This is a genomic window from Parasphingorhabdus sp. (assembly GCF_039939955.1).
In the GTDB taxonomy this organism is placed as follows: domain Bacteria; phylum Pseudomonadota; class Alphaproteobacteria; order Sphingomonadales; family Sphingomonadaceae; genus Parasphingorhabdus.
Window position 1 is genome coordinate 569,051 of the sequence record NZ_JBDVHS010000006.1, and the last position, 26,332, is coordinate 595,382.

At 53.8% G+C, this 26,332-nt stretch carries 27 protein-coding genes and 1 pseudogene; 10 read left to right on the forward strand and 18 right to left on the reverse strand.

The features are described from left to right. Window positions 1-37: 37 nt before the first annotated feature. From ABJG22_RS13835 to leuC, 9 genes are all read right to left on the reverse strand, one after another. The gene (locus ABJG22_RS13835; protein ID WP_348020849.1) at window positions 38-1,891 is read right to left on the reverse strand and encodes a M56 family metallopeptidase; all 1,854 of its coding nucleotides are present in this window, start codon (window positions 1,889-1,891) and stop codon (window positions 38-40) included. Then, complete coding sequence (locus tag ABJG22_RS13840; RefSeq protein ID WP_348020850.1) at window positions 1,888-2,256, reverse strand: BlaI/MecI/CopY family transcriptional regulator; 369 nt, start codon at window positions 2,254-2,256, stop codon at window positions 1,888-1,890. Before ABJG22_RS13840 ends, ABJG22_RS13835 begins: the two co-directional genes overlap by 4 nt. Window positions 2,257-2,680: 424 nt before the next feature. Next, window positions 2,681-3,013, reverse strand: coding sequence for a Grx4 family monothiol glutaredoxin (gene grxD, locus ABJG22_RS13845; protein WP_348020851.1), 333 nt, complete (start codon window positions 3,011-3,013; stop codon window positions 2,681-2,683). 10 nt (window positions 3,014-3,023) lie between these two features. Further along, entirely contained in the window at window positions 3,024-3,257 is a 234-nt protein-coding gene (locus tag ABJG22_RS13850) for a BolA family transcriptional regulator (protein WP_348020852.1), read from the reverse strand. A gap of 5 nt (window positions 3,258-3,262) precedes the next feature. Further along, on the reverse strand, window positions 3,263-3,589 hold the full coding sequence (locus ABJG22_RS13855) for a DUF1476 domain-containing protein (protein ID WP_348020853.1): 327 nt from the start codon (window positions 3,587-3,589) through the stop codon (window positions 3,263-3,265). Window positions 3,590-3,659: 70 nt separating this feature from the next. Continuing rightward, window positions 3,660-4,661 carry an NADPH:quinone oxidoreductase family protein gene (locus tag ABJG22_RS13860; RefSeq protein ID WP_348020854.1) on the reverse strand — a complete coding sequence of 334 codons (1,002 nt, stop codon included), beginning with the start codon at window positions 4,659-4,661 and terminating at the stop codon, window positions 3,660-3,662. 32 nt (window positions 4,662-4,693) lie between these two features. After that, window positions 4,694-5,287: a 3-isopropylmalate dehydratase small subunit gene (gene leuD / locus ABJG22_RS13865; protein ID WP_348020855.1), complete on the reverse strand. Its 594-nt coding sequence runs from the start codon at window positions 5,285-5,287 to the stop codon at window positions 4,694-4,696. Beyond that, window positions 5,284-5,541 carry a hypothetical protein gene (locus ABJG22_RS13870; RefSeq protein ID WP_348020856.1) on the reverse strand — a complete coding sequence of 86 codons (258 nt, stop codon included), beginning with the start codon at window positions 5,539-5,541 and terminating at the stop codon, window positions 5,284-5,286. The genes leuD and ABJG22_RS13870 overlap by 4 nt, the downstream gene beginning before the upstream one ends. Window positions 5,542-5,550: 9 nt before the next feature. Further along, on the reverse strand, window positions 5,551-6,981 hold the full coding sequence (leuC, locus tag ABJG22_RS13875) for a 3-isopropylmalate dehydratase large subunit (RefSeq protein ID WP_348020857.1): 1,431 nt from the start codon (window positions 6,979-6,981) through the stop codon (window positions 5,551-5,553). Window positions 6,982-7,083: 102 nt separating this feature from the next. On the opposite strand from leuC, the gene ABJG22_RS13880 reads away from it, so the two are divergent. Continuing rightward, a complete protein-coding gene (locus ABJG22_RS13880) occupies window positions 7,084-7,599 on the forward strand; it encodes a sterol desaturase family protein (protein ID WP_348020858.1) in 516 nt (171 codons plus the stop codon). 8 nt (window positions 7,600-7,607) lie between these two features. Here the strand turns inward: ABJG22_RS13880 and ABJG22_RS13885 are convergent, their stop codons facing one another. The 3 genes from ABJG22_RS13885 to ABJG22_RS13895 form a co-directional block, all read right to left on the reverse strand. Continuing rightward, the gene (locus ABJG22_RS13885) at window positions 7,608-8,240 is read right to left on the reverse strand and encodes a glutathione S-transferase family protein (RefSeq protein ID WP_348020859.1); all 633 of its coding nucleotides are present in this window, start codon (window positions 8,238-8,240) and stop codon (window positions 7,608-7,610) included. Between the two features lie 143 nt (window positions 8,241-8,383). Beyond that, window positions 8,384-9,892 carry a SulP family inorganic anion transporter gene (locus ABJG22_RS13890; RefSeq protein ID WP_348020860.1) on the reverse strand — a complete coding sequence of 503 codons (1,509 nt, stop codon included), beginning with the start codon at window positions 9,890-9,892 and terminating at the stop codon, window positions 8,384-8,386. A 94-nt stretch (window positions 9,893-9,986) separates the two neighbouring features. Further along, window positions 9,987-10,673, reverse strand: coding sequence for a glutathione S-transferase family protein (locus tag ABJG22_RS13895; protein ID WP_348020861.1), 687 nt, complete (start codon window positions 10,671-10,673; stop codon window positions 9,987-9,989). Between the two features lie 81 nt (window positions 10,674-10,754). Between ABJG22_RS13895 and ABJG22_RS13900 the strand changes: the two genes are divergently transcribed. After that, window positions 10,755-12,164, forward strand: a complete 1,410-nt coding sequence (locus tag ABJG22_RS13900) for an alkaline phosphatase PhoX (protein WP_348020862.1) — start codon at window positions 10,755-10,757, stop codon at window positions 12,162-12,164. A 29-nt stretch (window positions 12,165-12,193) separates the two neighbouring features. Here ABJG22_RS13900 and ABJG22_RS13905 read toward each other — a convergent pair whose 3' ends face one another. Continuing rightward, on the reverse strand, window positions 12,194-13,036 hold the full coding sequence (locus ABJG22_RS13905) for a hypothetical protein (protein WP_348020863.1): 843 nt from the start codon (window positions 13,034-13,036) through the stop codon (window positions 12,194-12,196). Beyond that, window positions 13,036-14,199 carry an isovaleryl-CoA dehydrogenase gene (locus tag ABJG22_RS13910; protein ID WP_348020864.1) on the reverse strand — a complete coding sequence of 388 codons (1,164 nt, stop codon included), beginning with the start codon at window positions 14,197-14,199 and terminating at the stop codon, window positions 13,036-13,038. The genes ABJG22_RS13905 and ABJG22_RS13910 overlap by 1 nt, the downstream gene beginning before the upstream one ends. Before the next feature lie 112 nt (window positions 14,200-14,311). On the opposite strand from ABJG22_RS13910, the gene ABJG22_RS13915 reads away from it, so the two are divergent. The 3 genes from ABJG22_RS13915 (at window position 14,312) to ABJG22_RS13925 (ending at window position 19,030) form a co-directional block, all read left to right on the forward strand. Then, window positions 14,312-15,358, forward strand: a complete 1,047-nt coding sequence (locus tag ABJG22_RS13915) for a quinone-dependent dihydroorotate dehydrogenase (RefSeq protein WP_348020865.1) — start codon at window positions 14,312-14,314, stop codon at window positions 15,356-15,358. A 37-nt stretch (window positions 15,359-15,395) separates the two neighbouring features. Then, complete coding sequence (gene ggt / locus ABJG22_RS13920) at window positions 15,396-17,117, forward strand: gamma-glutamyltransferase (protein WP_348020866.1); 1,722 nt, start codon at window positions 15,396-15,398, stop codon at window positions 17,115-17,117. Between the two features lie 155 nt (window positions 17,118-17,272). Then, window positions 17,273-19,030: an AMP-dependent synthetase/ligase gene (locus ABJG22_RS13925; protein ID WP_348020931.1), complete on the forward strand. Its 1,758-nt coding sequence runs from the start codon at window positions 17,273-17,275 to the stop codon at window positions 19,028-19,030. A gap of 35 nt (window positions 19,031-19,065) precedes the next feature. Here the strand turns inward: ABJG22_RS13925 and ABJG22_RS13930 are convergent, their stop codons facing one another. Beyond that, on the reverse strand, window positions 19,066-19,470 hold the full coding sequence (locus ABJG22_RS13930; protein WP_348020867.1) for a hypothetical protein: 405 nt from the start codon (window positions 19,468-19,470) through the stop codon (window positions 19,066-19,068). An 80-nt stretch (window positions 19,471-19,550) separates the two neighbouring features. After that, the gene (gene gloB, locus ABJG22_RS13935; RefSeq protein ID WP_348020868.1) at window positions 19,551-20,273 is read right to left on the reverse strand and encodes a hydroxyacylglutathione hydrolase; all 723 of its coding nucleotides are present in this window, start codon (window positions 20,271-20,273) and stop codon (window positions 19,551-19,553) included. A 177-nt stretch (window positions 20,274-20,450) separates the two neighbouring features. Here gloB and ABJG22_RS13940 point away from each other — a divergent pair, with 177 nt between their 5' ends. Next, window positions 20,451-22,109: a diguanylate cyclase gene (locus tag ABJG22_RS13940; protein WP_348020869.1), complete on the forward strand. Its 1,659-nt coding sequence runs from the start codon at window positions 20,451-20,453 to the stop codon at window positions 22,107-22,109. Window position 22,110: 1 nt separating this feature from the next. On the opposite strand, the gene ABJG22_RS13945 is transcribed toward ABJG22_RS13940, so the two are convergent. Beyond that, window positions 22,111-22,530 carry a VOC family protein gene (locus ABJG22_RS13945; protein ID WP_348020932.1) on the reverse strand — a complete coding sequence of 140 codons (420 nt, stop codon included), beginning with the start codon at window positions 22,528-22,530 and terminating at the stop codon, window positions 22,111-22,113. A gap of 442 nt (window positions 22,531-22,972) precedes the next feature. Here ABJG22_RS13945 and ABJG22_RS13950 point away from each other — a divergent pair, with 442 nt between their 5' ends. From ABJG22_RS13950 to ABJG22_RS13965, 4 genes and pseudogenes are all read left to right on the forward strand, one after another. After that, entirely contained in the window at window positions 22,973-23,305 is a 333-nt protein-coding gene (locus tag ABJG22_RS13950; protein WP_348020870.1) for a hypothetical protein, read from the forward strand. 48 nt (window positions 23,306-23,353) lie between these two features. After that, complete coding sequence (locus ABJG22_RS13955) at window positions 23,354-24,577, forward strand: FecR domain-containing protein (RefSeq protein WP_348020871.1); 1,224 nt, start codon at window positions 23,354-23,356, stop codon at window positions 24,575-24,577. 92 nt (window positions 24,578-24,669) lie between these two features. Continuing rightward, window positions 24,670-25,221, forward strand: a complete 552-nt coding sequence (locus ABJG22_RS13960; protein WP_348020872.1) for a hypothetical protein — start codon at window positions 24,670-24,672, stop codon at window positions 25,219-25,221. A gap of 38 nt (window positions 25,222-25,259) precedes the next feature. After that, window positions 25,260-25,385: pseudogene (locus tag ABJG22_RS13965) on the forward strand (SIMPL domain-containing protein); the annotation flags it as partial. Here the strand turns inward: ABJG22_RS13965 and ABJG22_RS13970 are convergent. Beyond that, window positions 25,357-26,253: a LysR family transcriptional regulator gene (locus ABJG22_RS13970; RefSeq protein ID WP_348020873.1), complete on the reverse strand. Its 897-nt coding sequence runs from the start codon at window positions 26,251-26,253 to the stop codon at window positions 25,357-25,359. The pseudogene ABJG22_RS13965 and the gene ABJG22_RS13970 sit on opposite strands and share 29 nt — an antisense overlap. Window positions 26,254-26,332 lie beyond the last annotated feature (79 nt).

Here is a 26,332-nt window from a genome sequence, read left to right on the forward strand (position 1 = left end):
ACCGCCCTTATCCCCCGCCTAAATTCTATCGCTAGGCTCAGGTCATCGAAAGCTGGGCTCTCACTTGCTTGATGTTGCGATCAATTTTCTTCAGCTTTTTGGCACGATCCACTTTGCTGTCATCGCATTTGACGGCCTCGGCGCGTTCTTTCCGAAGTTCCGCCAATGCTGCCTTTAGCGCAGCAGTCTTATCAACTTTGACTTCAAACCCACCACAGCCGGCCACCACGGCCCAAGCCGGGTCGGAAAGACCCTTTTTTCCGCCCATTGCGATATCCCGGTTCATGGCAACACAATCGGGACCTTCGGCCTTGAGGCTGGTGGCAGAGGCAATCGAATTTCGGCTGGTATAAAATATGGACGTTAGACTTGCTACGGGCTCAATGTCTCCAAGGGCTTCACGCCGGGCTTCCGAGGCTTCCTGCAGGGCCTCCCGCTGCGCCTCCCGGGCTTCTTGCATTGCCTCGCGCTGGGCTTCTTTGGCTTCACGCAAAGCTGCACGAACTTCTTTTTCCGCTTCCCGAAGCTCCCACTTCATTTCTTTGTGGGCCGCAGCCAGTTCCCGTTCAACCTCACGCATGGTTGAACGCATAAGTTTGTGTTCTATTTCGGTTTCACGCAGTGCTTTTTCCGCCTCGAGCCGAGATTTTTCGGCCTTTTCGACCATTTTTTTTATTTCTTTTTCGCTCAACTTCTTGTCCGTGCGCAGGACGATGGTTCGGCCATTATGCTTTATCTTGTGCACATGATCTTGAGACAGATCGGCATTTTTGCGCCCGTTAAGCATCGTGATGTTGATCTCGCCACCATCAGCCTCAACAACAGCTGGAACCGACGGTGCTGCCGGGGCAGCTGGAGCCTTCGGTGCGACCGGAACGGCAGGAGCCAATGGCGCGAGCGGTGCTATTGGAGCAACAGACGCTAACGGTGAGGCTTCTTCCAATATATCATTGGAATCGACCGCTTCTGCATAGGTAACCGTCGCTGTCAGCGGCAAAGCGACAACGGTGCCGACGGCAACCAAACCAGCCCCCAAACGGCGACGTAGAGATGATTTCTCTGACCGACCCAGCATTTTAAGCCGTCCTTTGATCTTGTCTTTCTGGTTCAGAGGACTAGCAAGCCCCAGACGGTGGCCCGATGCCGACTTGGCGATTGTCCGACCATAGACAGCGCGAACTTCGTGGCCGCTTTGTGCCAATATTCGGGCATCACAAGCGGTTTCTTGATCCTGCCGAAACGCAATCCAGGCAAACCAGGCAACGGGGTTGAACCAATGTAGCGACAATAAGGTCAGTCCCACGAAATTGGCGGCCAAATCTCCCGATTCATGATGGGCAATTTCATGTTCTAATGCCAGCTCCCGTTCACGCGGAGCATAGTCGCGGAAGAAATTCGTCGGCACGGCTATATATTTTTCAAACAATCCAAAGGCGAGAGGGCCACCAACCGCAGCAGTTTCCAAAATTTTGATATTTCCATGACGACCAATCAATTGGCCATCGGCGACAATATCTTCCCGAAATTGCATATAGGAGGCAAGCTTGCTGATAAACAGCAACCCAGCTCCACCGATCCAGAGAATCGTTGCGATCATCAGCCAGTCCAGTGACGCTAGCGCGCCAAAAGCGGTTGTTTGGGCTGGCACTGCGGCAGCCAGATCTGATCCAACAGCCATAGGGATAAAGGTGGCTGCAGGTTCAATCTCTGCGGGCGCTTCGAGGGTGAGCGTTGGCATGAACAGGCGCGCCAGCGGCAAAATCCAGAGAAGATAGGCAATGCGCGCTCCGAAGAAGTGGCTTACCGGCTTACGGATCGCCAGCACCAGCAGCATCAACAGGGTCATCGAAAGCATCGTGTCCCAAATCCATTGGTTCAATTCGCCGCTCATTTTTTCAACTCCCTCAAAAGCTCTTCGATTTCCCGGATGTCATCGGCGCTTAGTTTGTCGGCCTCAGCCAGATGCGCGACCAATGGCGTGACTTTCCCCCCGAAAAGACGATCGACAAAATTGCGTGACACGCCGGTGAGATAGTCATCCCGTTCCACCAGCGGAGAATAAAGAAAACGACGACCATCGCGCTCTGTCCCGACAACGGCTTTCGCTGCCAACCGCGACAATAATGTTTTAACGGTCTGGAGTGACCAGTCTTTATGATGAACCACTTGATCTGCCACTTCGGTGGCGGTCATCGGCGCGCGTTGCCACAGGACTTCCATGACGGCATGTTCAGCATCACTAATGCGTTCGGTCATGATAATTGTCCCCACAGCAAGAATCGTTAGTGACTACGGATGTAGTTTCATTGTCTACAAATGTAAACAGTCATTTGAGCCGCCGATGTCGTTGGTGGATAAGCAACGGCCGTTTGTCGAAAACCGCTGATTGTCGGATAATTTTACAGAATTGGCAGAATGAAAGACAAGTTAACTATTCAATATATTGAAAAATAGTGATTTTAGTAAAATGGCATACCCGATGCATCACTATGGATGTCTAAAATAATTCATACCCAATCCTCCCTTACCGGAGGCATGAATTGAGATGAGCGACTTTCTGGTCTCTGTTGCTCAGCCTCACCAATAGGTTCCTAGAAACCTTACCCATATAAAAACGGCCCGGTCCTCCTAGACCGAGCCGTTTTTTATATCTTCACCTGATCGAATAGCAGGACGGCGTTCACGCCTGTGCGGGCGCGACCTTTTTCTCGGCCATCAATTCGCCAAGTTCGCCAGCCTCGTACATTTCCATCATAATATCACTGCCACCGACAAATTCGCCTTTGACATAAAGTTGCGGAATGGTCGGCCAATCGGAATAATCCTTAATTCCCTGCCGGACTTCCATGTCCTGCAGGACATCAAACGATTCAAAACCAACTCCCAGACGTTCAAGAATGGCAATAGCCCGGCTTGAAAACCCACATTGCGGAAAAAGCGGCGTGCCTTTCATGAACAGCACGACATCATTGCTGTTCACGACCGTTTCGATTTTTGCGTTTACATCGCTCATATATATTCTCCTAGTCGGGAAGCGCCGTGGTGAGTTGCAGCGCGTGCAGTTCACCACCCATTTTTCCCTTCAGCGCAGCGTAGACCGCCTGATGCTGTTTCACACGGTTCATCCCCGCAAATGCGGCAGATGTAACCTTTGCAGCATAATGATCACCATCACCGGCCAGATCGGTTATCTCAACCAAGGCATCCGGAAAGGCAGCCAGAATCATTGCCTCAATATCTGCGCTTTCCATTGGCATCTGGCTTAGCTGGCCTCTTCAATAAACTGACGCCGGGCTTCCACCATTTTGTCGGTTAGAGCCGTGCGGATACCAGCATCGTCAATTTCAACGCCAGCCGAGGTCAAATCACCCAGCAGCTTGCGAATGACATCTTCATCACCGGCTTCTTCGAAATCAGCAGCGACAACTTCTTTGGCATAGGCATCGGTTTCTTCCGAAGTCAGTCCCATTTTCTCTGCCGCCCATTGACCGAGCAGGCGATTGCGCCGTGCGGTGACCCTGAACTGCATCTCTTCATCGCGTGCAAACTTCGCTTCAAATGCATTTTCGCGATCTTTAAAATCTGTCATGAACTTCCCTTAGTCTGTGTTGACATAAAAATAGGCATCACCGGAGCGTCCTGCAAGTGGCAGTGACCAATCAATCGGCGACTTTAACGACCAATTTGCCGATAGCACCACGATCCGACATTTTTTGAATGGCTTGGCCGGCATCTTCAAAAGCAAAAACCTCAGATACGCGAGGCTGGATAAGCCCCTGATCCCACAGTTTGAACAACCGGTCGATATGAGCGCGGTTCCCTTTCGGATCGCGCATCGCATAAGCGCCCCAGAAAACGCCACAAACATCACAGGATTTAAGCAGGGTCAGATTGAGCGGCAGTTTCGCAATACCGGCCGGGAAGCCAACCACCAGAAAGCGACCTTCCCAAGCGATAGAACGCACAGCTGGTTCGCTATAATCGCCGCCAACAGCATCATAAATGATATCGGCACCATTCGGGCCAACGGCTGCCTTAAACGCCTTTGCCAACGCCTTGGATTGATCTTTGTCAAACGGCGCCCGGTCATAGATCACGGTTTCATCAGCACCAGCCGCCTTCGCAAATTCCGCTTTTTCTTCAGAAGACACCGCGGCAACAACCCGGGCGCCAAAAGCTTTGCCCAATTCAACCGCCGCAATACCAACACCGCCAGATGCTCCAAGCACCAACAGCGTTTCGCCTTCTTTGATATGGCCGCGATCAACCAAGGCATGGATCGACGTGCCATAGGTCAACAGCAGGGCCGAGGCATCTTCGAAGCTGACGCTATCAGGAATTTTAAACACGCTTTTCTGGTCGACCGCAATCTGTTCAACCAGACCGCCATGGCCGGTGGTCGAAGCCACCCGATCGCCAACTTTCAGGTCGGTCACGCCTTCACCAACAGCGGCAATGATGCCCGAGACTTCTCCGCCGGGCGCAAAGGGCCGCTGCGGTTTAAACTGGTAAAGATCCTGGATAATCAGAACATCGGGATAGTTGATCGAGCAAGCTTTAACATCGATAAGCACCTGTCCGTTGCCTGCAGCCGGACTATCCGCGTCCAGCATCTCAAGCGTATCAGGTCCGCCCACTTTGGTTGACATCAAAGCCTTCATATCATTCCCTTCCCTGGAATTATTTTTAGATCCTATGCCGCGACCGGTTTAAGCCATGGCTTTGAAGAATCATTGTTTTTCTCATGCTGTTCTATGGCATCCGATTTCGCCATTGTCAGGTCTATTTCGTCCAGCCCCTGGATCAGACATTCGTGCCGGAAGGGGTCCATCTCGAAAGCAAAGCGATCCTGAAAAGGTGTCGTCACGGTCATGGTTTCCATGTCGACGGCGATCGGATCGGTTTTGGCGACTTCCATCAATCGGTCGATGGCTTCCTGTGGCAACGCAATCGCGAGCAAACCATTTTTGAAAGCATTGCCGGAGAATATGTCGGAAAAGCTCGGCGCGATAACAGCTGTAATTCCCATATCAGCAAGTGCCCAAGCCGCATGTTCGCGGCTCGATCCGCAACCGAAATTATCACCGGCAATGAGAATATTGGCGCCGGCATATTCCGGGTCATCGAAAATATTGCCATCTTCTGCGCGGATCGCTTCAAATGCGCCTTTGGCTAAGCCATCGCGCGAAATCGTTTTGAGCCATTTCGCTGGAATGATGACATCCGTATCGACGTTTTTCTGGCCGAAAGGGATGGCGCGACCTTCAACATGATTGATAGGCTTCATTGAGCGCCGTCCAAATCTTCATCCTCGTCATAATCGGGTTCATTCTCATATTTTGGCTGAGGCTTATCCTTGGCTGGCTTGAATTCATTATGTTTTTTGATCTTGTGACGGCCAGCATAGATGAGCGCTGCGGCGACTGCAGCTGATCCGATGGCCGCGCCGACTTTCGCGCCGGTCGACCACTTTCCGGATTCACCATCCTTGGAAGTCTCGTTCGTAGCGGACTGTTTATCAGTTTTTTTGTCATCGCTCATATCAACACCTCATCTTGTTAGCTCACGCACATCGGTGAGCTTACCTTTCACTGCCGCAGCAGCAGCCATGGCAGGTGACATAAGATGCGTTCTAGCACCCGGCCCCTGCCGTCCAACAAAATTGCGATTGGACGTCGATGCACAGCGTTCACCCGCTGGCACTTTGTCCGGATTCATGCCGAGGCAGGCAGAACAGCCCGGCTCGCGCCATTCAAAGCCCGCGTCGGTAAATATCCGGTCGAGCCCTTCTGCTTCGGCCTGAGCCTTCACCAGTCCCGAACCTGGCACGACAATCGCCCATTTGACATTGTCGGCTTTCTTGCGGCCTTCCAAAACCGAAGCCGCCGCCCGCAGATCCTCGATCCGGCTATTGGTGCAGCTGCCGATAAAGATATTTTGAACCGTTACATCCCGCAACGCCTGACCGGTCTCGAGGCCCATATAATCCAGCGATTTCTGAGCCGCATCCTGCTTCGACGGATCGGCAAAACTATCTGGTGCCGGTACCACGCCATTGACCGGCACGACATCCTCAGGGCTGGTGCCCCATGTCACGGTCGGCGCGACATCGGCCGCATTGATCGTCACACTCTTGTCAAAGACCGCATCGTCATCGGTCCGCAGCGTTTTCCAATAGTCCACCGCCGCATCCCAATCTGCGCCCTGCGGCGACATTGGGCGGCCTTTCAAATAAGCGAATGTTTTGTCATCCGGTGCGATCAGACCCGCGCGTGCACCCGCCTCGATCGACATGTTGGAAACGGTCAGACGACCCTCAATCGACATTTGTTCAAACACGGGGCCGCGATATTCGATCACATGGCCGGTGCCGCCAGCAGTGCCGAGCACGCCGATGATATGGAGGATCAGATCTTTCGGACTGATGCCAGGACCAAGAAGGCCATCGACCCGGATTTCCATCGACTTGGATCGAGTCAGTTGCAGCGTCTGCGTCGCCAGCACATGTTCGACCTCGCTGGTACCGATACCAAAGGCCAGAGCGCCCAAGGCGCCATGCGCAGCTGTATGGCTATCGCCACAGACCAGGGTCGTGCCCGGCAGGGTAAAGCCTTGTTCCGGACCAATGACGTGAACAATGCCCTGATTAACATCACTGGCACCGATATATTTAATCCCGAAAGCCGGTGCATTTGCTTCCAATGCTTCCAACTGCGCCGCGCTTTGCGGATCGGCAATCGGAATTTTCTGCCCTTTGGCATCGAGACGCGCCGTCGTCGGCAGATTATGATCGGGAACCGCCAATGTCAGATCCGGCCGCCGGACCTTGCGGCCCGCCTTGCGCAGACCTTCAAAAGCCTGTGGGCTAGTGACTTCATGCACCAAATGGCGATCGATATAGATCAGCGCGGTGCCATCATCTCTCTGGTCCACAACATGGGCGTCCCAGATTTTCTCGTAGAGGGTTCTCGGTTCGGTCATAAGCTCCTGACATCCAATATGGGATTTCGTTTAGCCAGATCAATCATTGGCGCAAGTTAGAATTGCCTTCAAAAGCCTATCCAATACGCCTATCTTCGTTCTGTGAGCATTTTTGCTATCCTCGCTACCATCCTTGCATCCGTCATCACGATGGAGTGTATTGCTTGGGCGAGCCATAAATATATCATGCACGGCTTCGGCTGGGCATGGCACCGCGACCATCATGAACCGCATGATAACAAGCTGGAGAAAAACGATCTCTACGGTATCGCCGGTGCGGTGATGAGCATTTCGATGTTCGCCATCGGCAGTCCGCTGATTATGGGCCCAAATGCATGGGAACCCGGCACATGGATTGGCCTCGGCATCCTGTTTTACGGGATCATCTATACATTGGTCCACGACGGTCTGGTGCATCAACGCTATTTTAAATATGTCCCCAAGCGCGGCTATGCCAAGCGGCTGGTGCAGGCGCACAAGCTGCACCACGCGACCATTGGCAAGGAAGGCGGGGTCAGCTTTGGCTTTGTTTTTGCCCGCGATCCGGCGAAGCTAAAGGCAGAGTTGAAGGTGCAGCGGGAAACCGGCCTGGCAGTTGTTAGAGATGCGGTCGGCTAAACGCCAGTTTAGCTAGGCTTCGGCAACAAAACAGGTCCGCCCAGTTCCACCGTCTTCTGATAGCCCGGCCGCGCGACCAGCGCGTCGAAATAGCGTTTGCAATTTGGGCGACTTTCTAGCTCGCCGAGCGCCGAACGACCTTCCAGCATATAGTGGAGGTTGATATCCGCGCCGGTGAACTTGTCCGCGACAAGAAAATCTTTGCCTTCCAGTTCAATCTCCAGATGGTCGAGAATCTTGTCGACTTCGGCCTGCAAAAATCCGCCGATCACATCCGGCAATCCGCCGAGCATCGGCGCGATTCCAGTCAAGATGAAGCTCATGCCCATCGTGCCTTCGGCAAAATGCAGCCATTCGAGATATTTCGCGCGCTCTGGATGGTCAGGCGCCACACCCAAGGCACCATCGCTATGCTTTTCTACCAGATATTCGATGATCGCGGAAGATTCGACCATGACATGGCCATCCACTTCCACGGTCGGAGCCTTTGCCAGTCGATGTACTTCGCCGAGTTCAGGAGGCGAACGGCGAGTGACCGGATCGCGATCATAGCTGATCATCTCGTAAGGAATTCCGCCCTCTTCGCAGAGCCAGATGATGCGGGACGAACGGGAAAATTGCAGATGGTGTAGCTTGATCATGTCGGGCTCCTATTTTGGGAGCCCTTATACCGTTCGCCCTGAGCTTGTCGAAGAGCATTTTCGATAGCCAGCTGTGCTTCGACAAACCCAGCACGAACGGAGATAATATTTGCAAAGGCGCGCGTGTGACGCGCGTCCAAAATTCAGTGACCAACCATCCCGAGGCTCTCAAATGGCTTGTCATTGTCGCTATATTTTTCGACGAGCGTGGCGCTCGCTTCATTCATACCGATCAATTCGACTGTCTTGCCCTCATTTTTGAGCCGTTCTACAATCTTGTCGAGCATACCGGTCGCGCTAATGTCCCAAAAATGGGCGTCATGCACATCGATCACAACCTTATCGATACCCTCTTCGTTAAACTCCATCGCTTCATAAAGCATATCAACGGAGCCGAAGAAAATCTGGCCACCGAATACATAGCGGTGTGTCGTTATCTCGACAAAATCCTGAATGGTGACCAGTTGCCGGACTTTCCAGGCAAAGAAGATACCGGAAAGCAGCACACCGGTCAGCACGCCGATGGACAGATCATGGGTTGCAACCACCATCACAACCGTTGCGATCATCACGAAATTGGATGGCCACGGATGGTGGGTAATCTCGGTAAAGCTTTTCCAGCGGAAGGTGCTGATCGAGACAAAGATCATGACAGCCACCAGCGCTGGCATCGGTATCTGCGCCACCAACGGCCCCAGTCCGACGATCAGCACCAGCAGCATCACACCGGCAACAAAGGTCGAGAGCCGCCGACGGCCACCCGATTTGATATTGATCACCGATTGCCCGATCATCGCGCAGCCGCCCATGCCACCGATCCAGCCGGTGACGAAATTGGCAATGCCCTGCCCATAGGTTTCGCGCTTCTTGTCGCTGCGGGTTTCGGTCATATCGTCGACAATAGAAGCGGTGAGCAGGGATTCCAGCAGGCCGACAGCGGCCATGGCCAGCGAATAAGGCGCGATGATCCGGAGCGTTTCCCAGGTAATCGGGATTTGCGGAATGTGAAACCAGGGCAGACTGTCGGGCAATTCACCCATATCGCCTACGGTTGTGACTTTTGCTCCGAAAAATACGCTTGCTGCTGCTAGAATTACAATCGCGGCCAGGGGCGAAGGGACAAGCGTTGTAATCCGCGGCAGGCCATAAATAATGACTAGTCCCACAGCGACCATTGCATAGGTCTGCATCACAAAATCTCTATTGGCCCATGTAAAGGCTTCGCCAGTCAGTTGCGGCAATTGCGCTATGAAAATCAAAATCGCCAAGGCGTTCACAAAGCCGGTAATCACCGAACGCGAGACAAAGCGCATCAGCAAGTCGAGCCGTAACAAGGCAGCAATCGCCTGAAAAACACCCATTAATATGGTCGCGGCGAATAGATATTCGACGCCATGATCGCGCACCAGCGGAACCACAAGCACCGCCACTGCAGCGGTTGCCGCACTGATCATGCCCGGACGTCCACCGATCATCGAAATGATCACGGCAATGGAGAAGCTGGCGTATAATCCGACCCGCGGATCGACACCGGCAATGATTGCAAAGCCAATGGCCTCAGGAATCAGCGCCAGTGCAACCACCAGTCCGGCAAGAAATTCGGTTCTGGGGTTCGACAGCCAGTCGCGCCGAAAATCACTGTGAATCGCCATGAAACATCCTTTGTCTGAAACTGGTAATGCTGCAATGCAGCATAGGCGGCCCGGCCAATGGACTATTGACCCCGAACCGTCAAGCTTGTGACCATTAGTTCGTAGCCCGGAAATCCACCGTTACGGTTGCTACTGCCAAAACCTCTTCTTCATGCCCCGTTTCACGTTGTGTTTCGGCAAGCGCTTCACGCTCCCACGCCTGCATCGCGGGATGCGCGATGATATGATCGACCCATGCACGGCCCTTGGCACCGATATCCAGATCGAAGCTGCGCACCCGATAGGCAACCGGCGCATAAAAGGCGTCAACGATAGTGGGGCTTGCACCAGCAAGCCAAGGCCCCCCGAAATCATCCAAGCCTTGCGCAAACAGCTCACCAATCCGGTCGATATTGCGCTGCAGGCCCGACTCGGCCTCGTACAACTGCGCCCGCACACCGACATTCATCGGACAAATATTCCGCAGTGGCGCAAATCCGCCATGCATCTCGGCCGTTGCACAGCGCGCCCATGTCCGCGCAGCCTCATCTTCCGGCCAGCATCCGGCATGCCGCTCTGCGAGATATTCCATAATCGCCAGACTATCCCAGATCGTTCGGCCATCGTCTTTCAGGCAGGGAACCTGTCCATTGGGCGCAAATTCCCGAAACCGATCATAGTTTTCTGCTTCGAAATATATAATCTGGTCGGTGAAAGATATATCCAGCGCCTTCATCAGCATCCACGGGCGCAGCGACCAACTGGAATAGTTGCGATTGGCAGTGATCAGGGTGTAAGTCATATTTCTGTTTTCTTTAGCTGGTACATTTTGACTTCATTAAAACGGGTCTATCGCAACCCCGAATAGCAGAAAGTTTGATCAATGACATTATCCCGAAGAGACTTTATTCGGTCGGCTCAGGCCGTTGGCTTATTCTACGCATCAGTCTCCATCGCCGGATGCGCCCGGGCGCATAGCGCGAATAAAGCGATCGAACTGAAACCGGATCCCGCCAAACGCCTCGATCTGCCGGAAGGCTTTTCCTACACGTTGATCAGCGAATCCGGCGGCATCATGTCGGACGGCTTTTTCCGGCCAGGCCGCCCCGACGGCATGGCCTGCTTCGCCCATCCGGAATCTGCAGACAAATGCATATTGATGCGCAACCATGAAAACTGGAACAGCATCCCGCACGGCAGCCCCTTCGGCAAAGGCAATGAACTGCTCGACCGGGTTTCCGAAAGTCAGCTCTATGATCGCAAAGAAGACGGCTCGCCCTTTTTCGGCGGCGTGACCAAGCTCGTCTATGATCTGAAGAGCAAAAGCATCGAGAAAGATTTTCTAGTTCTGACCGGAACTGCCGCGAACTGTGCCGGCGGCCCTACCCCATGGGGTAGCTGGCTCAGCTGTGAAGAAGAAATGCTCAAACCGGAAGAAGGGCCGGGGAAATATCACGGCTTTGTGTTCGAAACCCCGTCGAACGCAACCGGGCTGATCGACGCGATACCGTTGAAAGCCATGGGGCGTTTCGCCCATGAAGCCGCATCCGTCGATCCGAAAACCGGCATTGTCTATATGACCGAAGATTCTCGCGATGGTTTATTCTACCGGTTCATCCCCAATGTGCGCGGACAATTGCAGGAAGGCGGACGCCTGCAGGCGCTTGTTTTGACCAATCGCAAAGCCGCCATCACCTCCAATTGGCCAAAAGACTGGGGTGGCAGCGGACCCGACACATTTGCCGTCGGACAAGATTATCGAGCCGAATGGATTGATCTAGACGATGTCGAAGCGCCCGAAGGCGATCTCGCCGATCGCGGACATGCTGCAGGGGCCGCCCAATTCATGCGGGGCGAAGGCCTCGACTATGCTGTGCGCACCGATGGCACGACGGGTGACTTCTATTTCACCTGTACCGAAGGTGGGGCGCAACGGGTCGGTCAGATCTGGCGCTACACGCCGGACCAGGGCGCGGATAGTGGGTCAGAATCAGGTGGATATCTGCAGCTATTCTACGAATCCACCAATGCCGATTCCCTCGACATGTGCGACAATCTGGTGGTCGCGCCGTGGAATGACATCATTCTGTGCGAAGACGGGCGCGGAGATGAATATCTGCGCGGCTTAACACCCGACGGCAAAATCTACGACATCGCCCGCAACGCGCATAAAGACAGAAGCGAATTCTGCGGCGCCTGCTTCTCTCCCGATGGCACAACGCTGTTCGTCAATGTGCAGGAACCGGGTTTCACCTATGCGATCACCGGTCCCTGGGAGACGTTGCGGGTCTGATGGTCGACAGAGGGACAGCAATCGAGCTTCTAGCGGATCAAACTGCGTTGCAACGTTTCTGTGCGCTTCTGGATCGTTTTGTCGCCGTCGACATCAATTGTCGTCAAATGGCTTACCCGAACACGTTTTGGATGATTGTCTTCCGCAGCAGGGAAATAAGTCTCGGTAATTGTTCCTGCTAGATCATCCCTGCACCGCCTCTCGGTTGCATCAGCCAAAGTCACCTCTTCGCCCATGATCTGGCCAACCACCACATCGCTCTCGGCTTGCTTCCGACAAACATAATCGGGGTCGATAGGAAGACGCGCCGTCAAGACCGCCTCGCCTGCTTCCGACATCGCAGTTTCCAGATTCGCTGAACCAGATGCGCCTTCAACCATGAACTCCGCACCTTCAAAATATTTTGAAGATTCGAGACTATGATCTTCAAAAATGCTGATAGCGGACTGGGGATCGCAATCGATGAAAAAGGCATTCCAAGTAAAAATCCATTGACCGCATATTTCTCGTGTCCAATCAGCCTTCTTTAGCCACGCCTCCAATCGCTCTTCTAGCTCTGGTTCGTTCAGCAGGCGAAGCGGGCCATTTTTCGGCTTGAATATGCGGGCTGGAAATTTCCATTCCCGGGCTCGGGCCTCATCGGTCGGAAGATCAATTTCCAATTCAACCCCCTCCGGTGTAACAGCGATAACGCGCTCAATCATGGTTTGATGACCCGATGAACTACCGGTTTGTCGGCCCTCGCTGTTCAGACTACTGGTTTTATATGATAGCCGAAGTTCATAAACATTACCGGCCTGCCGTTCAGATGCTTTTAACGGCAACAAAGGCGACAAACCAAGCAGCAAAAATGCACCAAGCCATCTGAACATCAACCCGCTCCAATCAATTCCCGGCCGATCAGCATCCGGCGGATTTCATTGGTGCCGGCGCCGATGTCGAGCAGCTTGCTGTCCCGCCAGTAACGCTCGACCGGCCAGTCGGTGGTGTATCCCGCACCGCCCAGCGCCTGCACCGATTCCTCGGCCACCCGCACGCTGTTTTCGCTCGCCAGCATCACCGCCCCGGCGGCATCGAAGCGGGTGGTCTGTCCCGCGTCGCAGGCTTTGTTGACATTATAGACATAGCTGCGCGCGCTGTTCAGGCGGACATACATGTCGGCGATCTTGCCCTGCATCAGCTGAAAACTACCGATCGGTTTGCCGAACTGCTTGCGTTCACGGACATAGGGAATGACCGTGTCGAGACAGGCCTGCATCAGGCCAAGCGGGATGGCAGATAGCACCGCACGCTCGTAATCGAGGCCGGACATCAAAACCCCGACACCACCGTTGAGCGGCCCCATGACATTTTCTTCCGGTACTTCGCAATCGTCGAACACCAGTTCCGCGGTCGGGCTGCCCTTCATGCCGACTTTTTCGATCTTCTGACCGATGGAGAAACCCTTCATACCCTTTTCGATCAGGAAGGCGGTGATTCCGCCCGATCCGGCATCGGGGCGGGTTTTGGCGTAGACGACCAAAGTATCGGCATCGGTGCTGTTGGTGATCCAGAATTTGGTGCCATTGAGTATATAGCCGCCCTGCACCGCATCGGCCTTGAGCTTCATCGAGACGACATCGCTGCCCGCGCCCGCTTCGGACATCGCCAGCGATCCGACATGTTCGCCGGAGATCAGCTTGGGCAGATATTTGGCTTTCTGTTCCGGCGAGGCCCAGCGGCGAATTTGGTTCACGCAGAGATTGCTGTGTGCGCCATAGCTGAGGCCGAGAGCCGCGCTGCCGCGACTGACTTCTTCCACCGCGATCGCATGTTCCAGATAGCCGAGGCCCAGACCACCGTCTGCCTCATCAACCGTAATACCGTGCAGGCCAAGATCACCCATTTGCTCCCAAAGCTCACGCGGGAACCAGTCTTCCCGATCCATTTTCTGGGCCAATGGTGAGATTTTCTCGTCAGCAAAGCGCCGCGTGGTGTCGCGAATCTGGTCCGCCATTTCACCGAGCTGGAAATCAAATTGTGGAGTGGCAATCATTTTTCGGATCCTCTGAATATTTTTCCCTGCTGTAGCAGATTGCAAAGCCGTTTCCAGTGCTTGTACTCGGAGCACCATTGCGCAGCTGTTTATCCAATGCCATAGCGCGGCCATGCTCTACAACCTCGCCAAACCCTTCATCTTCGCACTCGAAGCCGAACGTGCCCATGGCTTGACCATCGCCGGTCTGAAAACCATCCCGATGGGCCCAGCGCCAAAATCCGATCCGGTGCTCGCGACCACGGTTGCAGGCCTCGATTTTCCCAATCCGATTGGCATGGCCCCGGGCTTCGACAAGAATGGCGAAGTGCCCGATGCGCTGATCCGCATGGGTTTCGGTTTTGCCGAGGTTGGCACGCTGACCCCGCTACCACAGGCGGGCAATCTCAAGCCGCGCATTTTCCGACTGGTCGAAGACAAAGCGGTGATCAACCGGCTCGGCTTCAACAATCGGGGCCAGCAAGAGGCCCTGCCCCGCCTCGAACGAATGAGTGGCCGGATGGGCAAAGGCGTGCTCGGCATCAATATCGGCGCGAACAAGGATAGCGATGACCGGATCGCCGACTATGTCACCGGCGCGAAAAATATGGCGCCGCTGGCGGACTATCTGACCGTCAATATCAGCTCCCCCAACACGCCCGGCCTGCGTGCATTGCAAGACAAAGGCGCGCTGGCGGAACTGCTGGCTGCTGTGATGAATGCGATGGGCAAATCCAGAACCCCGGTCTTTCTAAAAGTTGCCCCCGATCTGGAACCGGCCGATATTGACGATATTGTCGAAGTCGCAACGGACCAGAAAATCGCGGCATTGATCATTTCAAACACCACCATCACGCGGCCCGACCTCCGTTCCGCCAACCAAAGCGAAACCGGTGGGCTTTCCGGTGCGCCGCTAAAAGATCTCGCACTTCAGAGGCTCAAAGATTTCCGCACAGCCAGCGGTGGAAAAATCCCGTTGATCGGCGTGGGCGGCATAGCCAATGCGGAAGACGCCTTTGAACGCATTTGCGCCGGCGCATCGCTGGTACAGCTATACACGTCCATGATCTATGAAGGCCCGACTATCGCGGCATCCATGGCCTGCCAGCTCGCTGAATTGCTCAAAACAAGAGGTTTTGCATCGATTGCAGAGGCCGTCGGAACATCAACTGACAAATGATTTGCCAAAATCCGGGGGCATCCATAAAACCCGGTCTATGAAAAAACTTCTCAACATTTTCGCTGTTTTCCTCGGTCTTGCAGTCGCTGTTCCCGCGCAGGCGGAGCATCATCAGGCCAAGAATATAGGCACTGTGGCCTCGGCCCATCATGAAGCCACCAAGGCCGGGTTTGAAATGTTGCAGGCGGGCGGTTCCGCCACCGATGCCGCTATGGCGATGATGCTCGCGCTGACCGTGGTCGAACCGCAATCCAGTGGCATTGGCGGCGGCGGTTTCTTCCTGCACCATGATGCGAAACGGGGATGGATGGAGACGGTCGACGGCCGCGAAATGGCGCCGGCTGCTACGGGTTTGACGCGCTTTCTAGACGACGAAGGCAAACCTCTGCCGTTCATGCAAGCGATGCCCGGCGGTAAATCTGTCGGCGTACCCGGCAATATGCGACTGATGGAAATGACGCATAAGAAATGGGGCAAATTGCCTTGGGCGAAGATTTTTGAACCAGCGATCCGGCTGGCAGAAGATGGCTATGCCGTCAGCCCGCCGCTGGCAGGCTGGCTCAAGCGCTTGGAAAAGCTCTGGGTCGATTTCCCGGAAGCGCGGGCGATATACTGGAAGAATGGTGCACCGGCCAGAACCGGAGCGATCATCAAAAATCCCTCGCTGGGTGCCTTGTTGAGAGAATTGCAAGCGGATGGTCCGGATGCCTTTTACACCGGCGAAACAGCGGCGGCGATTTCCGAAACTGTCGCCAATGCTCCGCGCAGCCCGGCAACCATAACGGCCGATGATTTCGCCAATTATCGTGCCATTCTTCGCCAGCCCGTATGCACCAGCTACCGAGCCTATAAGATTTGCGGCATGGGACCACCATCATCTGGCGCCACCACCGTGCTCGGCATTTTGGGCTCCATCGAGCGGTTCGATATGGCCACGCTATATGCCGAAAATCCGGCACAAGCCTGGCATGTCATCGCTGAGGCCATGCGATTGGCTTATGCCGACCGCGAAAAATATCTAGCGGATAGAGATTTTGTAGCCGTCCCGGTCGATGGCCTGATCGACAAGAATTATCTCGCCAGTCGGTCACAGATGATCGCCCTGAAGCGCGCTCGGTCGCAAGTGCCCGGCGTTGCGACCTATCCTGCCGGTACGCCGCCGGGAAGCGTCGCGCGGACCGCAGCCATTTCGTCTGAAGTCTCAGGCACCACCCACTTCACTGCGGTTGATGGCGAAGGCAATATTGCTAATATGACCTCTACGGTTGAAGGACCATTTGGCAGCCAGTTGATTGCCCGCGGGATGGTTTTGAACAATGAGCTGACCGATTTCACCTTCGCGCCTGAAAGAAACGGCGCACCGGTCGCCAATCGGGTTGAGGCCGGCAAACGCCCGCTCTCCTCCATGTCGCCAACCATCGTCTATGACGCGGATGGCAAGCCAATATTGGCCTTGGGCTCCGCTGGCGGAAAACGGATCATCATGCATGTGACAAAAACCCTGATCGGCGTGCTCGACTATGGACTGTCGCTGGAAGACGCGATGGCGCTGCCGAATATATATTTTGGTGGGTCGGGCGTTTTGATCGAAAAAGGTAGCAATCTGGAAGCCTTGCAAGTGGACCTGTCGCGCTTTGGTCATATCGTTGTGACCTCTGGCTTGCCGTCGAAACTCGCTGGCGCACAGAAGACCGATAAGGGATGGGTTGGCGCCGTTGATCCGCGTAGCACTGGTCAAGCGGTCAGCGAGCTGCCGTAAGCAATATATTGCCGAGCGGTTTCAACCGCGCTAGTCCATTCCCAATGATCCAAGCCCGGCACGAGTCCGGCGCATGAGAGAGGAAGAACTGCGTGGCCCGAAAAAAGGCGAAAAACCGTTATCTTGAAATCGATCAATATCAAAATCTAGTATCGATGTTTTTCGATCGCGCCCAGCAAGGCGGCGACAAACCGTTCCTCAGCGCGAAAATCGACGGCGAATGGCAGGCGATCAGCTGGACCGAGGCGGCCCGGCAAGTCGCCGCGCTAGCGAAATCCTTAAAACGTATCGGCTTGAAAAAGGGCGACCGGGTGATGCTGGTCTCGGAAAACCGGCCCGAATGGTGCATCGCCGATCTGGGAATCATGGCAGCAGGCTGTATCACTGTTCCCACCTACACCACCAATACCCCGCCCGATCATCAGCATATATTGGACAATAGCGGCGCCCATGCGGTGATCGTGTCCGACGGCAAGCTGGCGCAAAATCTGCTCCCGTCGGTCATTAGCTCTTCGGATGCCAATATCATCATCGGCATATCCGACCTCCGCATCGGTCAGTCGGGTGATTTCGACCTATATCAATGGGATGATCTGGTCCAGGGCAGCGACGAGGATGTTGCCGAAGTCACGGAACAAGTCGCCAAGATCACCCGCGACGTTACCGCCTGTATCATCTACACCAGCGGCACCGGCGGCAAGCCAAGAGGCGTGATGCAACATCATGGCGCGATCCTGCACAATACCAAGGGCCCTGCCGAAGTTATCGAGGCAGACTTTGGCTGGGATGACGAGATATTCCTGTCTTTTCTGCCGCTCAGCCACGCCTATGAACATAGCGCCGGACAGTTTTTTCCGATCGGTCTCGGCGCACAAATTTTCTATTCCGAAGGCTTGGAGAAGCTGGCGTCCAACATCGAAGAAGTGCGCCCGACGATCATGGTCGTCGTTCCACGGCTGTTCGAAGTCCTGCGCACGAAGCTGATGAAAACCGTCGAAAAGCAGGGGAAAATGCCCAATTATCTGCTGGGTAAAGCGCTTGCTATTGGCGACCGCGAAGCCAGCGGAGCAGGCCGCAAGCGCGACAAGCTGATGGACATGTTCCTCAACAAGACCTTGCGACCCAAAGTACAGAAACGTTTTGGTGGCCGAATGAAGGCGATGGTCTCCGGTGGCGCGCCGCTGAATCCCCAAATTGGCACCTTCTTTCAATCGCTCGGCCTCACGGTCTTGCAGGGTTATGGCCAGACCGAATCCGGCCCGATTATCGCCTGCAACCGGCCGCGCACCGGCCTGAAAATGGATACCGTTGGACCACCGATGATCGACACAGAGGTCAAGATTGCCGAAGATGGCGAAATTCTGGTTCGCGGTGAATTGGTGATGAGTGGCTATTGGCGCAACCAGGAAGAGACCGACAAAGTCTTGAAAGACGGCTGGCTTCACACCGGCGATATCGGCCATATCGACGAAGCCGGACGGGTTGCCATTACCGATCGTAAAAAAGATCTGATCGTCAACGACAAGGGCGACAATATCGCGCCACAAAAGGTCGAGGGCATGCTGACCCTGCAGCCAGAAATTCTCCAGGCAATGATTTGTGGCGACAAGAAACCCTATATGGTCGGTCTGGTCGTGCCGGACCCCGAATGGGCACTCGATTGGTCGCGCGAACAAGGCATGAAATATGATTTCATCAAATTGCAGGGCAATCCGGCGTTTAAATCAGCCGTGCGAGAAGCGGTAGACCGGGTCAACGAGAGCCTGTCGGTCATCGAAAAGGTCCGCCGCTTTGAATTTGCCGCCGAACCCTTTGCGATCGAGAATGAAGAACTGACCCCGAGCATGAAGATACGCCGCCATGTGATCCGCGAGCGCTATCAAGAGCGGCTGGATAAGCTCTATAAAAAGTGAGGAACTAGCGACAAACGTCGCCGGTCCTTCTGTGTCTAGTTTTTGGTGTAAGGCACAAATTCGCCAAAGGTACAGCTGCCCATCGACATTCCGGTCATATTGTCAACAAGGTCAACAATTTCACCCCGACAGAGCGACGATGTCGAACGGCTGTAAGACAAGATATTGCGGTCCGCATTGGGGCAGCCGCGATAGGGTTTGTTGACGTAGATTGTCTTGGCGTTGCGGCGCGATCCGAAAATCAGGATGTCGTCGCTGATCACCGTCATTTGGCGTTGATCATGGGCGCTTATGCAGGATTTGGCTTTGCCAGCGGTCCGGCCATCCAAGCGCTTATCAAGCTTGGTCTGCTCTTTTTCGGTGAGTTGAATCTTCTCCCCGCTCATCGCTGGTGAAGCCAGCAGTATCGCCGCAGGAATCGCAAAAAGCAGCTTTTTCATCGTCTCTCTCCTATGGTCCGCCCCATCGACCATCTTCATAGCATGATATAGGCTGAACCAGGGATGAAACGGCCCGGCGTTCAGAAATTGTCTTTCGCGACCCGCCGCTCGCTCAATTCTTCCGCCGAGGACGCCCGCATGAACGGGTTGGTGGCGCGCTCCAATTCAATCGTTGTCGGAACGGTGGCCTCCCCGCGCTCCCGCATGGCCAGAACCTCGGTCATCCGTTCTTTCAAGGCCAGATTGTCCGGCTCTGCGACCAGCGCATATTCACCGTTGCTCTGGGTATATTCATGAGCGCAATAGACTTGCGTGCTGTCCGGCAGGGCCTCCAGCTTGCGCATATTGTCATACATCTGCTCGGCCGTGCCTTCGAAAAGCCGCCCGCACCCCATGGCGAACAGGGTGTCGCCGACAAAAGCGGCCTGCTCCGACGGGATATGGAAAGCGATATGCCCGGCGGTGTGGGCTGGCACATCAATCACCTCGGCAACCACTTCGCCGAGCCTCGCCGTATCGCCTTGCTTCACCAAGGTGTCGAGCGTGGGAATCCGTTCGCGTTCTGCTTCCGGACCAGTGATATGGCAACCGGTCGCCGCCTTGATCTCGGCATTGCCGCCGGTGTGATCGGGGTGCCAATGGGTGTTCCATATCTGGGTGATGGTCCAGCCGCGTTTCTCGGCCTCCGCCAATACCGGTTCTGCGACAGCCGGATCGACCACCATTGTCTCACCTGATCGGGATTCATGGACGAGCCAGACATAATTGTCGGACAATACGGGAATTCGGATGATTTCAAGCATAGTCGTCAAATTACCCTGCAAAATTAAAGCTGTCGATATTTAACCGCAAAATAACGATTTTACACTAGTTGACAGATCGTCGCATGAATATTTCACGGAAAGGTGCATAATTTGCGATTATTTCTGACGTTTCTAGCTTGTTTCTGCTTCTGCGCCCCGGCTCTAGCCGAGGTTCGTATGGCAGATCGGCTGTGCACGCAAAGCAGCTCAAAAAGCCTCACGATGCCGGCATTGCTGCAGGCCGGCGAAGCTTTTGACTGTTCTGAAAACAAATATGCGGTGACAGGTCCAAGAGTCTGGGTCAAAATTCCCTTTCTGGACGACACATTGGCGGCCGGTGCGGTCGAAGTTCAGGGCGACAATAATGGCCTGACCACAATGCAGATCCACGCCGTTCTGGACGACGGGAGCATCTACTCATCACATTTTTCGGAGAAAGAACTGGCGGCCAACTGGCGGCCCAAAGGCCAATATGGACTGGTCGTTCCCGGCAGCCAGGATCCTGAAATACGAAACCGCATCAAACAGGTCTATATCGCGATTGATGATCCCAAAGTAGCCAGTTCCATGTCTCTGATCCAGCTGGCGTCTGTAGAGAAATGGGATGCACTTCAGCTCCCACTCTCAGTCATGTTTGCAGTATTGTGCGGTATGGCGATCATGCCGCTAATCTATAACGCATTTTTCTATGGCGCACTGCGCTACCGATTCATGCTTTGGCATTGCGTGATGATTGGTGCGATTGTCGCTTATACCTTCGGTTCTTCGGGGTTGATTTTCGTTATCTTTCCCGAAATCAGTCTGACCACCAAAATGCTGATCAACTATTGGTCACTTGCTATCGGGGTTGCCGCTAGCGCCATTTTCCTGATCCACTTTATCGAAAAAGGGAAGATTGAACGCTGGCTTCAGGCCCTGATGTTCCTGACCGCCATGCTGCCGTTAGCGGTTACAGCAATCGTCCTGCCGGTCGATGGCAATTATGATATGGAAGCCCGAAACTATTATCACGCGTCATTTCTGCCTGCCTTTTTCACCGTCCTCTATACTATGGGCCACGCGCTCCGCCGGGGCAGCAAAGCCATCTGGTTCCAGATCGCTGGCTGGACGCCCATTGTTATGTTCAGCCTCGACCGGGTCGCACGAGGCTTGGACCTGTATATCGGTTGGCCGGTGCTCGACTATGGCCTCTATTTCACACTGGTAATCGAGACCATCATCCTAGCACTCGGCGTTGCCAATCGGATTTTCCATATGCGTCAACAGCATGAAAATACGCTGCTTCAGCAAGTGGAACTGACCTTGCTCGCGGACACAGACGGTTTGACGACGATGAACAACCGCCGTTCCTTCGAAAAAGAGTTTCGACGCAACCAGCGCACGCATAGCTATGGTCACCTTGCCATTCTCGACATTGATTATTTCAAGCGCGTCAATGACCGATACGGCCATGAGGTTGGGGACGAGGTGTTACGGGTTGTTGGTCGCCAGCTTAACGCAACACCGCATTTCGCATCGCGTATTGGCGGCGAAGAATTCACGCTGCTGATGCCGCAGGACAATCGAGAGAACCGCAAAAAATATCCGGTGAACGCGCTAACCGAAATTTGTGAAACGCTGATCAAAGCGGTGTCTGATCAAGTGCCGCAGATTCTCGAACCGGTAACATTTTCGGTCGGAGTCGCAGCGATATCCAAACACGCCTCGCTGCGCAGCATCATGGCGACCGCTGACCGGCGCCTATATGATGCCAAGAATAATGGCCGCAATCAGATTGTCTGGCTCGATATATCAGACGCAAACCCGACCAAACCAGCCGGAAGCATCTCGGCATAGGCTACCACTCGCCGATATTTTCCATGCTCGCCCACGGTTCCTGAACCGGCAGGTTCTCCCCTTTTTGCAGCAGTTCTATAGAAATATTGTCGGGTGTTCGCACAAAAGCCATATGACCATCGCGCGGCGGGCGGTTGATCGTCACTCCCGCATCCATCAGCGTCTGGCACAGGGCGTAGATATCATCGACCGCATAAGCGAGATGCCCAAAGTTGCGCCCGCCATCATATTGCTCGGCAGCGCTGCCGTCTTCCGGTGGCCAATTGTAGGTAAGCTCGACTTCGGCGACACCCTTCTGTCCGGGACCCGCCAGAAAGATCAGGGTGAAACGTCCCTTTTCACTTTCGTAACGGCGGACCTCTTCCAAACCGAGGAGCTTGAAAAAGGTCACGGTTGCTTCCGGATCACTGACCCTCAACATGCTGTGCAGATATTTTATGGTCAAAGATAATCTCCGTTCATCGCAGCTGTCCCACATCCGAATCGGGTCGTTCGAAACAGCCTATGCGGTGTAGCGGAACAAAAGTTTCTAGAGTGGGGGACAAAAGGTTTTAGAGCACGGGAAATCATCATGTCCATCCTAGTTAGCAAAAATTGGCGCAGTGTTAGTGGTGAAATCTGACACTTGTCATCCAGATAGCATACGACCGCTTCCGCCTCAATCGCCGACGTTTCTTCAATCGTGCGCCAATGTCCGCTTTGGGCGCAAAAGCCCACACGATAGCGGATTATTCCACCTCGAATTTTTCCAAAGAAACCTAGCACAGCGATATAGGCACAAGTGCGTATTCTACTTCCCGAAGGATGCGGATATTAGAATTTTTGTGAATTTATCTTCGACTTATCTCAAAGGAACCTGATTGATGAAATTATCGATGACTTTGGCAACCCTTATCATTGGAGCGACCCTTCCAATTGGATACGTAGCCGTAGCACAGAGCGGCGGTATCGTCTTGGCGGACAGTGTTGAAATTGACGATATTGGCGATCTTGAACGCGCGAATCCCGAAGCGTTGCGCGCCCAGAGGGCACGAGAAACCAGAACCTGCACATGCCCGGTTGGAACATTTGAATATTTTGGGATGGATTGTAGATCTTCCAAAACATATGAAATCGTTACCACCAGAATGGGCGGATACGCTAAGCACAAAAATTGCGGTGCAACATACAGCTCTCCCCTAGGCGATGGACTATAGTCCGGTTGTAAATAGGAGATAATCCTCGTGACAATTTGCTCTAGCGGCATGGGTGTATTCAAAACAATATGCGGTATTGTTCTTTTAACGATCTTGCCATTATCGCCAGCCCACGCCCAATATTCCTTCGACGGCTATTCTCTCGATCAGCTAAAAGCAGAGCTTTCTGAAGCGCAAGTTTATCAGGCGTTAGCGCAAGCCAAGGCTGCGGCTGATGGCCCGCGTGGCTGCTATCAATATAATGACGAGATGTTCGGACAACGCCAAGTTCTGCTTGATCTCAATGTTGAATATGCTGACAGAGCCGATACGGTCTATGAACAGAAGAGAACGCAGGCGCAGGAGCAGTTTAGACTTGCAGAGAGACTTTATGCGGATTGTTACACGTCCACACTCGCCGACTATCCGGTCTTGTCTGCTGCAAATGTTCGTGGGTTAACCGATTTTAGAACGAAGGTCGCAGCACTAAACCCAAAATATTCCACGAAGGGCGATATCGTTGGCTATATCGCTGCGATTGAGGACGCTATCGAAAATATCGGCAATCAGCGCGGCAAACGGGTGGGCGTGATCGAGTCAATTTTCAAGCAGGTCGACGTTTTACGCGGGGGCGAAAAGCAATGGACACCTCTAAGTAAGGGCGCTCCCATTTTTATCCTTGACGAGTTGAAGACGGGTCCGCGCGGTCGTCTCCGTATTAAGTTTGACGACCGCTTTTCTGAAGGAAATGCCGGACCGACTGTGGTCAATATTGGCTCAAGCTCTCATATCAAAATTGAAAGATTCCTTGTTTCATTCGACAACCCGAAAAAGCGCGAAGGTGTTATCGGACTCCTTCGAGGAAGCATTCGAGCATTCACAAAGAATTGGGGGTCACGGAGTCAGTTTGCTATCCGGGCCGGTGCAACTGTCTGCGGAATACGCGGTACAGAAGTAGCGATCAGTTATGACCCTGCAACGGGCGAGGCCGTGCATACGCTCGACCACGGTGATGCCTTTGTCGAAGCGGACGGTCAGCGGATCACGCTCAAACCGCGCACATCCCTATCGGTCAGAGGTTCTGAGATTGGTGCGTTGCGCGATATCTCCGACGCCACCTGGAGCGGCCTTGTTGATTCCACGAGTGCGAATGGAGATACCGATGAAGGTGCGGATGAAGATCAGGGACTGTGGAAGTCGACAAGCCTTTTCTCAATTCTGATTGCACTTGGTGCTGCATTGGCTGCGCTGTGCTTTATAATCTTTATCATTTACCGCTCTAGAAGCCGCTAGAAAATCCTTTTTTTTCAACTGAAGCTAGCCATTTGAAACTCGCGCTGAAGCTAGACAGCAGATCGAAATTAGCGACAAGTCTGGACATATAAATGATAATTCCAAAACGATCAGTATTTGTGGTGCTAGCGGTGTCACTGGCGTTGGCTTCTTGTCAAACTGTCCAAGTGACCGAAACCGGGGCCCCAGCGATTGGAAAGATTTTATCGGCGAATTCCGACGCCAAAATATGCAGAAAAGGCGATTGCGTCGCCGCTAAAGGAAAAAGCATAAATACCGATGATGTTTTGAAGTCCGGTTCATTGAACATGGATTTCCAATTGTTCGGCGTGAATGGCGTCACAACATCCCACAAACTATTGGGAACTGCGGAATCCTGGGTGCGCGAAGGTAAAGCCTTAAAAACACAACATGTTGATGGAACCTTGTCTGGCGAAGTAGTTGATCAACCCATGCATATCCAGTTTGGCCCCTCTCATAATAAACCAAACAGAATAGCATATTGTGACTTCTCTACCGGTCAATACGAAGCGATAAACTATATCATATTCAGGTTTAAAATTCAGCATGGGACAGCGGTTTGTACCGATACAAATGGAAAGAAGCATAAAATAACTGACGGGGTATTTGAAGAAACACCCTAGCGGCTTTTTTGTCGTGAACGTTGTGAACAACTTTCGATAAATCCGCCACGCAAGGCTATTTCAGCATCAACAGCCGCGACGGCGATGGTTGCGGCTATGGCGTGACCGATACGCCCTATAAGAAAGTCCGCGTGGTCACGACGGTGAACTTCTATCTGGATTGAGCCGGCCTTCGACCAAGTCTCTCCGCGATTTCAGGGCAGACACCAGAAAACGCATCAGCAATTTGATCCGGGGTGTTTCCCGCAGGTCCGGATGCGTTAATACCCAGAGGTCTGCTGCTGGAATAGGGGGTGGCGCATGGGGCACCCGAATGAGCCGGGGATCCGGATCACAGATATAGCAGGCGGTTCGGATCATTCCATGCCCTGCCAGCGCTGCCTGATAGTGAAAGCTGATGTCGTCGCTCATCAGCCCGACCGGCGCATCCGGATAGGGACTGTCTGCGATCCAGTTTTCCGGCCGCGCGGCGGGCAATCCGGTTATCCATTGATGCCCTCCGTCAGCCGTCTGCTCGAAATAGTCAGCCTTGCAATAATGGCTGAGCGCATAAGGAAATAAACGGCGCCCGACGAAATGCTCTGGCGGCTTGTTGGTCCCGCGCACGACGACATCCGCTTCGGAACGATCAAGATCGGCAAATTGGTAGCTGCTTTGAATCGACAGCTGGATATCGGGATATGCCGCACAAAATTCAGCGAGATCGTCCAGCAGCAAATATTGCCCCAGGACATCGGGGATCGAAAGCGTGATCGGTCCAGCCAATTCGGTTTCAGCGGCCCTGTGCTGCCGATCCGCGGAAAAGTTGATCGCTTCCATTTTTTCAGCCGCATCGATCAGCCGCTTGCCGAAGTCGGTTTTGCGATATCCACCGGCGATGCGTTCCATGACCGGCTTCGCATAGCGCCTGTTGATAACCGCGAGCCGTCGCGAAACGGTCGAATGGGTCACGCCCAGTTGCAAGGCAGCACCACGCACGGTCCCGGCGCGGTCGAGAGCCAATATGAAGCGATAGTCATCCCAATTGTCCATTGGTGCATTATTGCACCAAATAGTGCCAACTTCTATCCACAATTTTCATTTTTAAGCGAGTAAGATGGTGCAATAACCT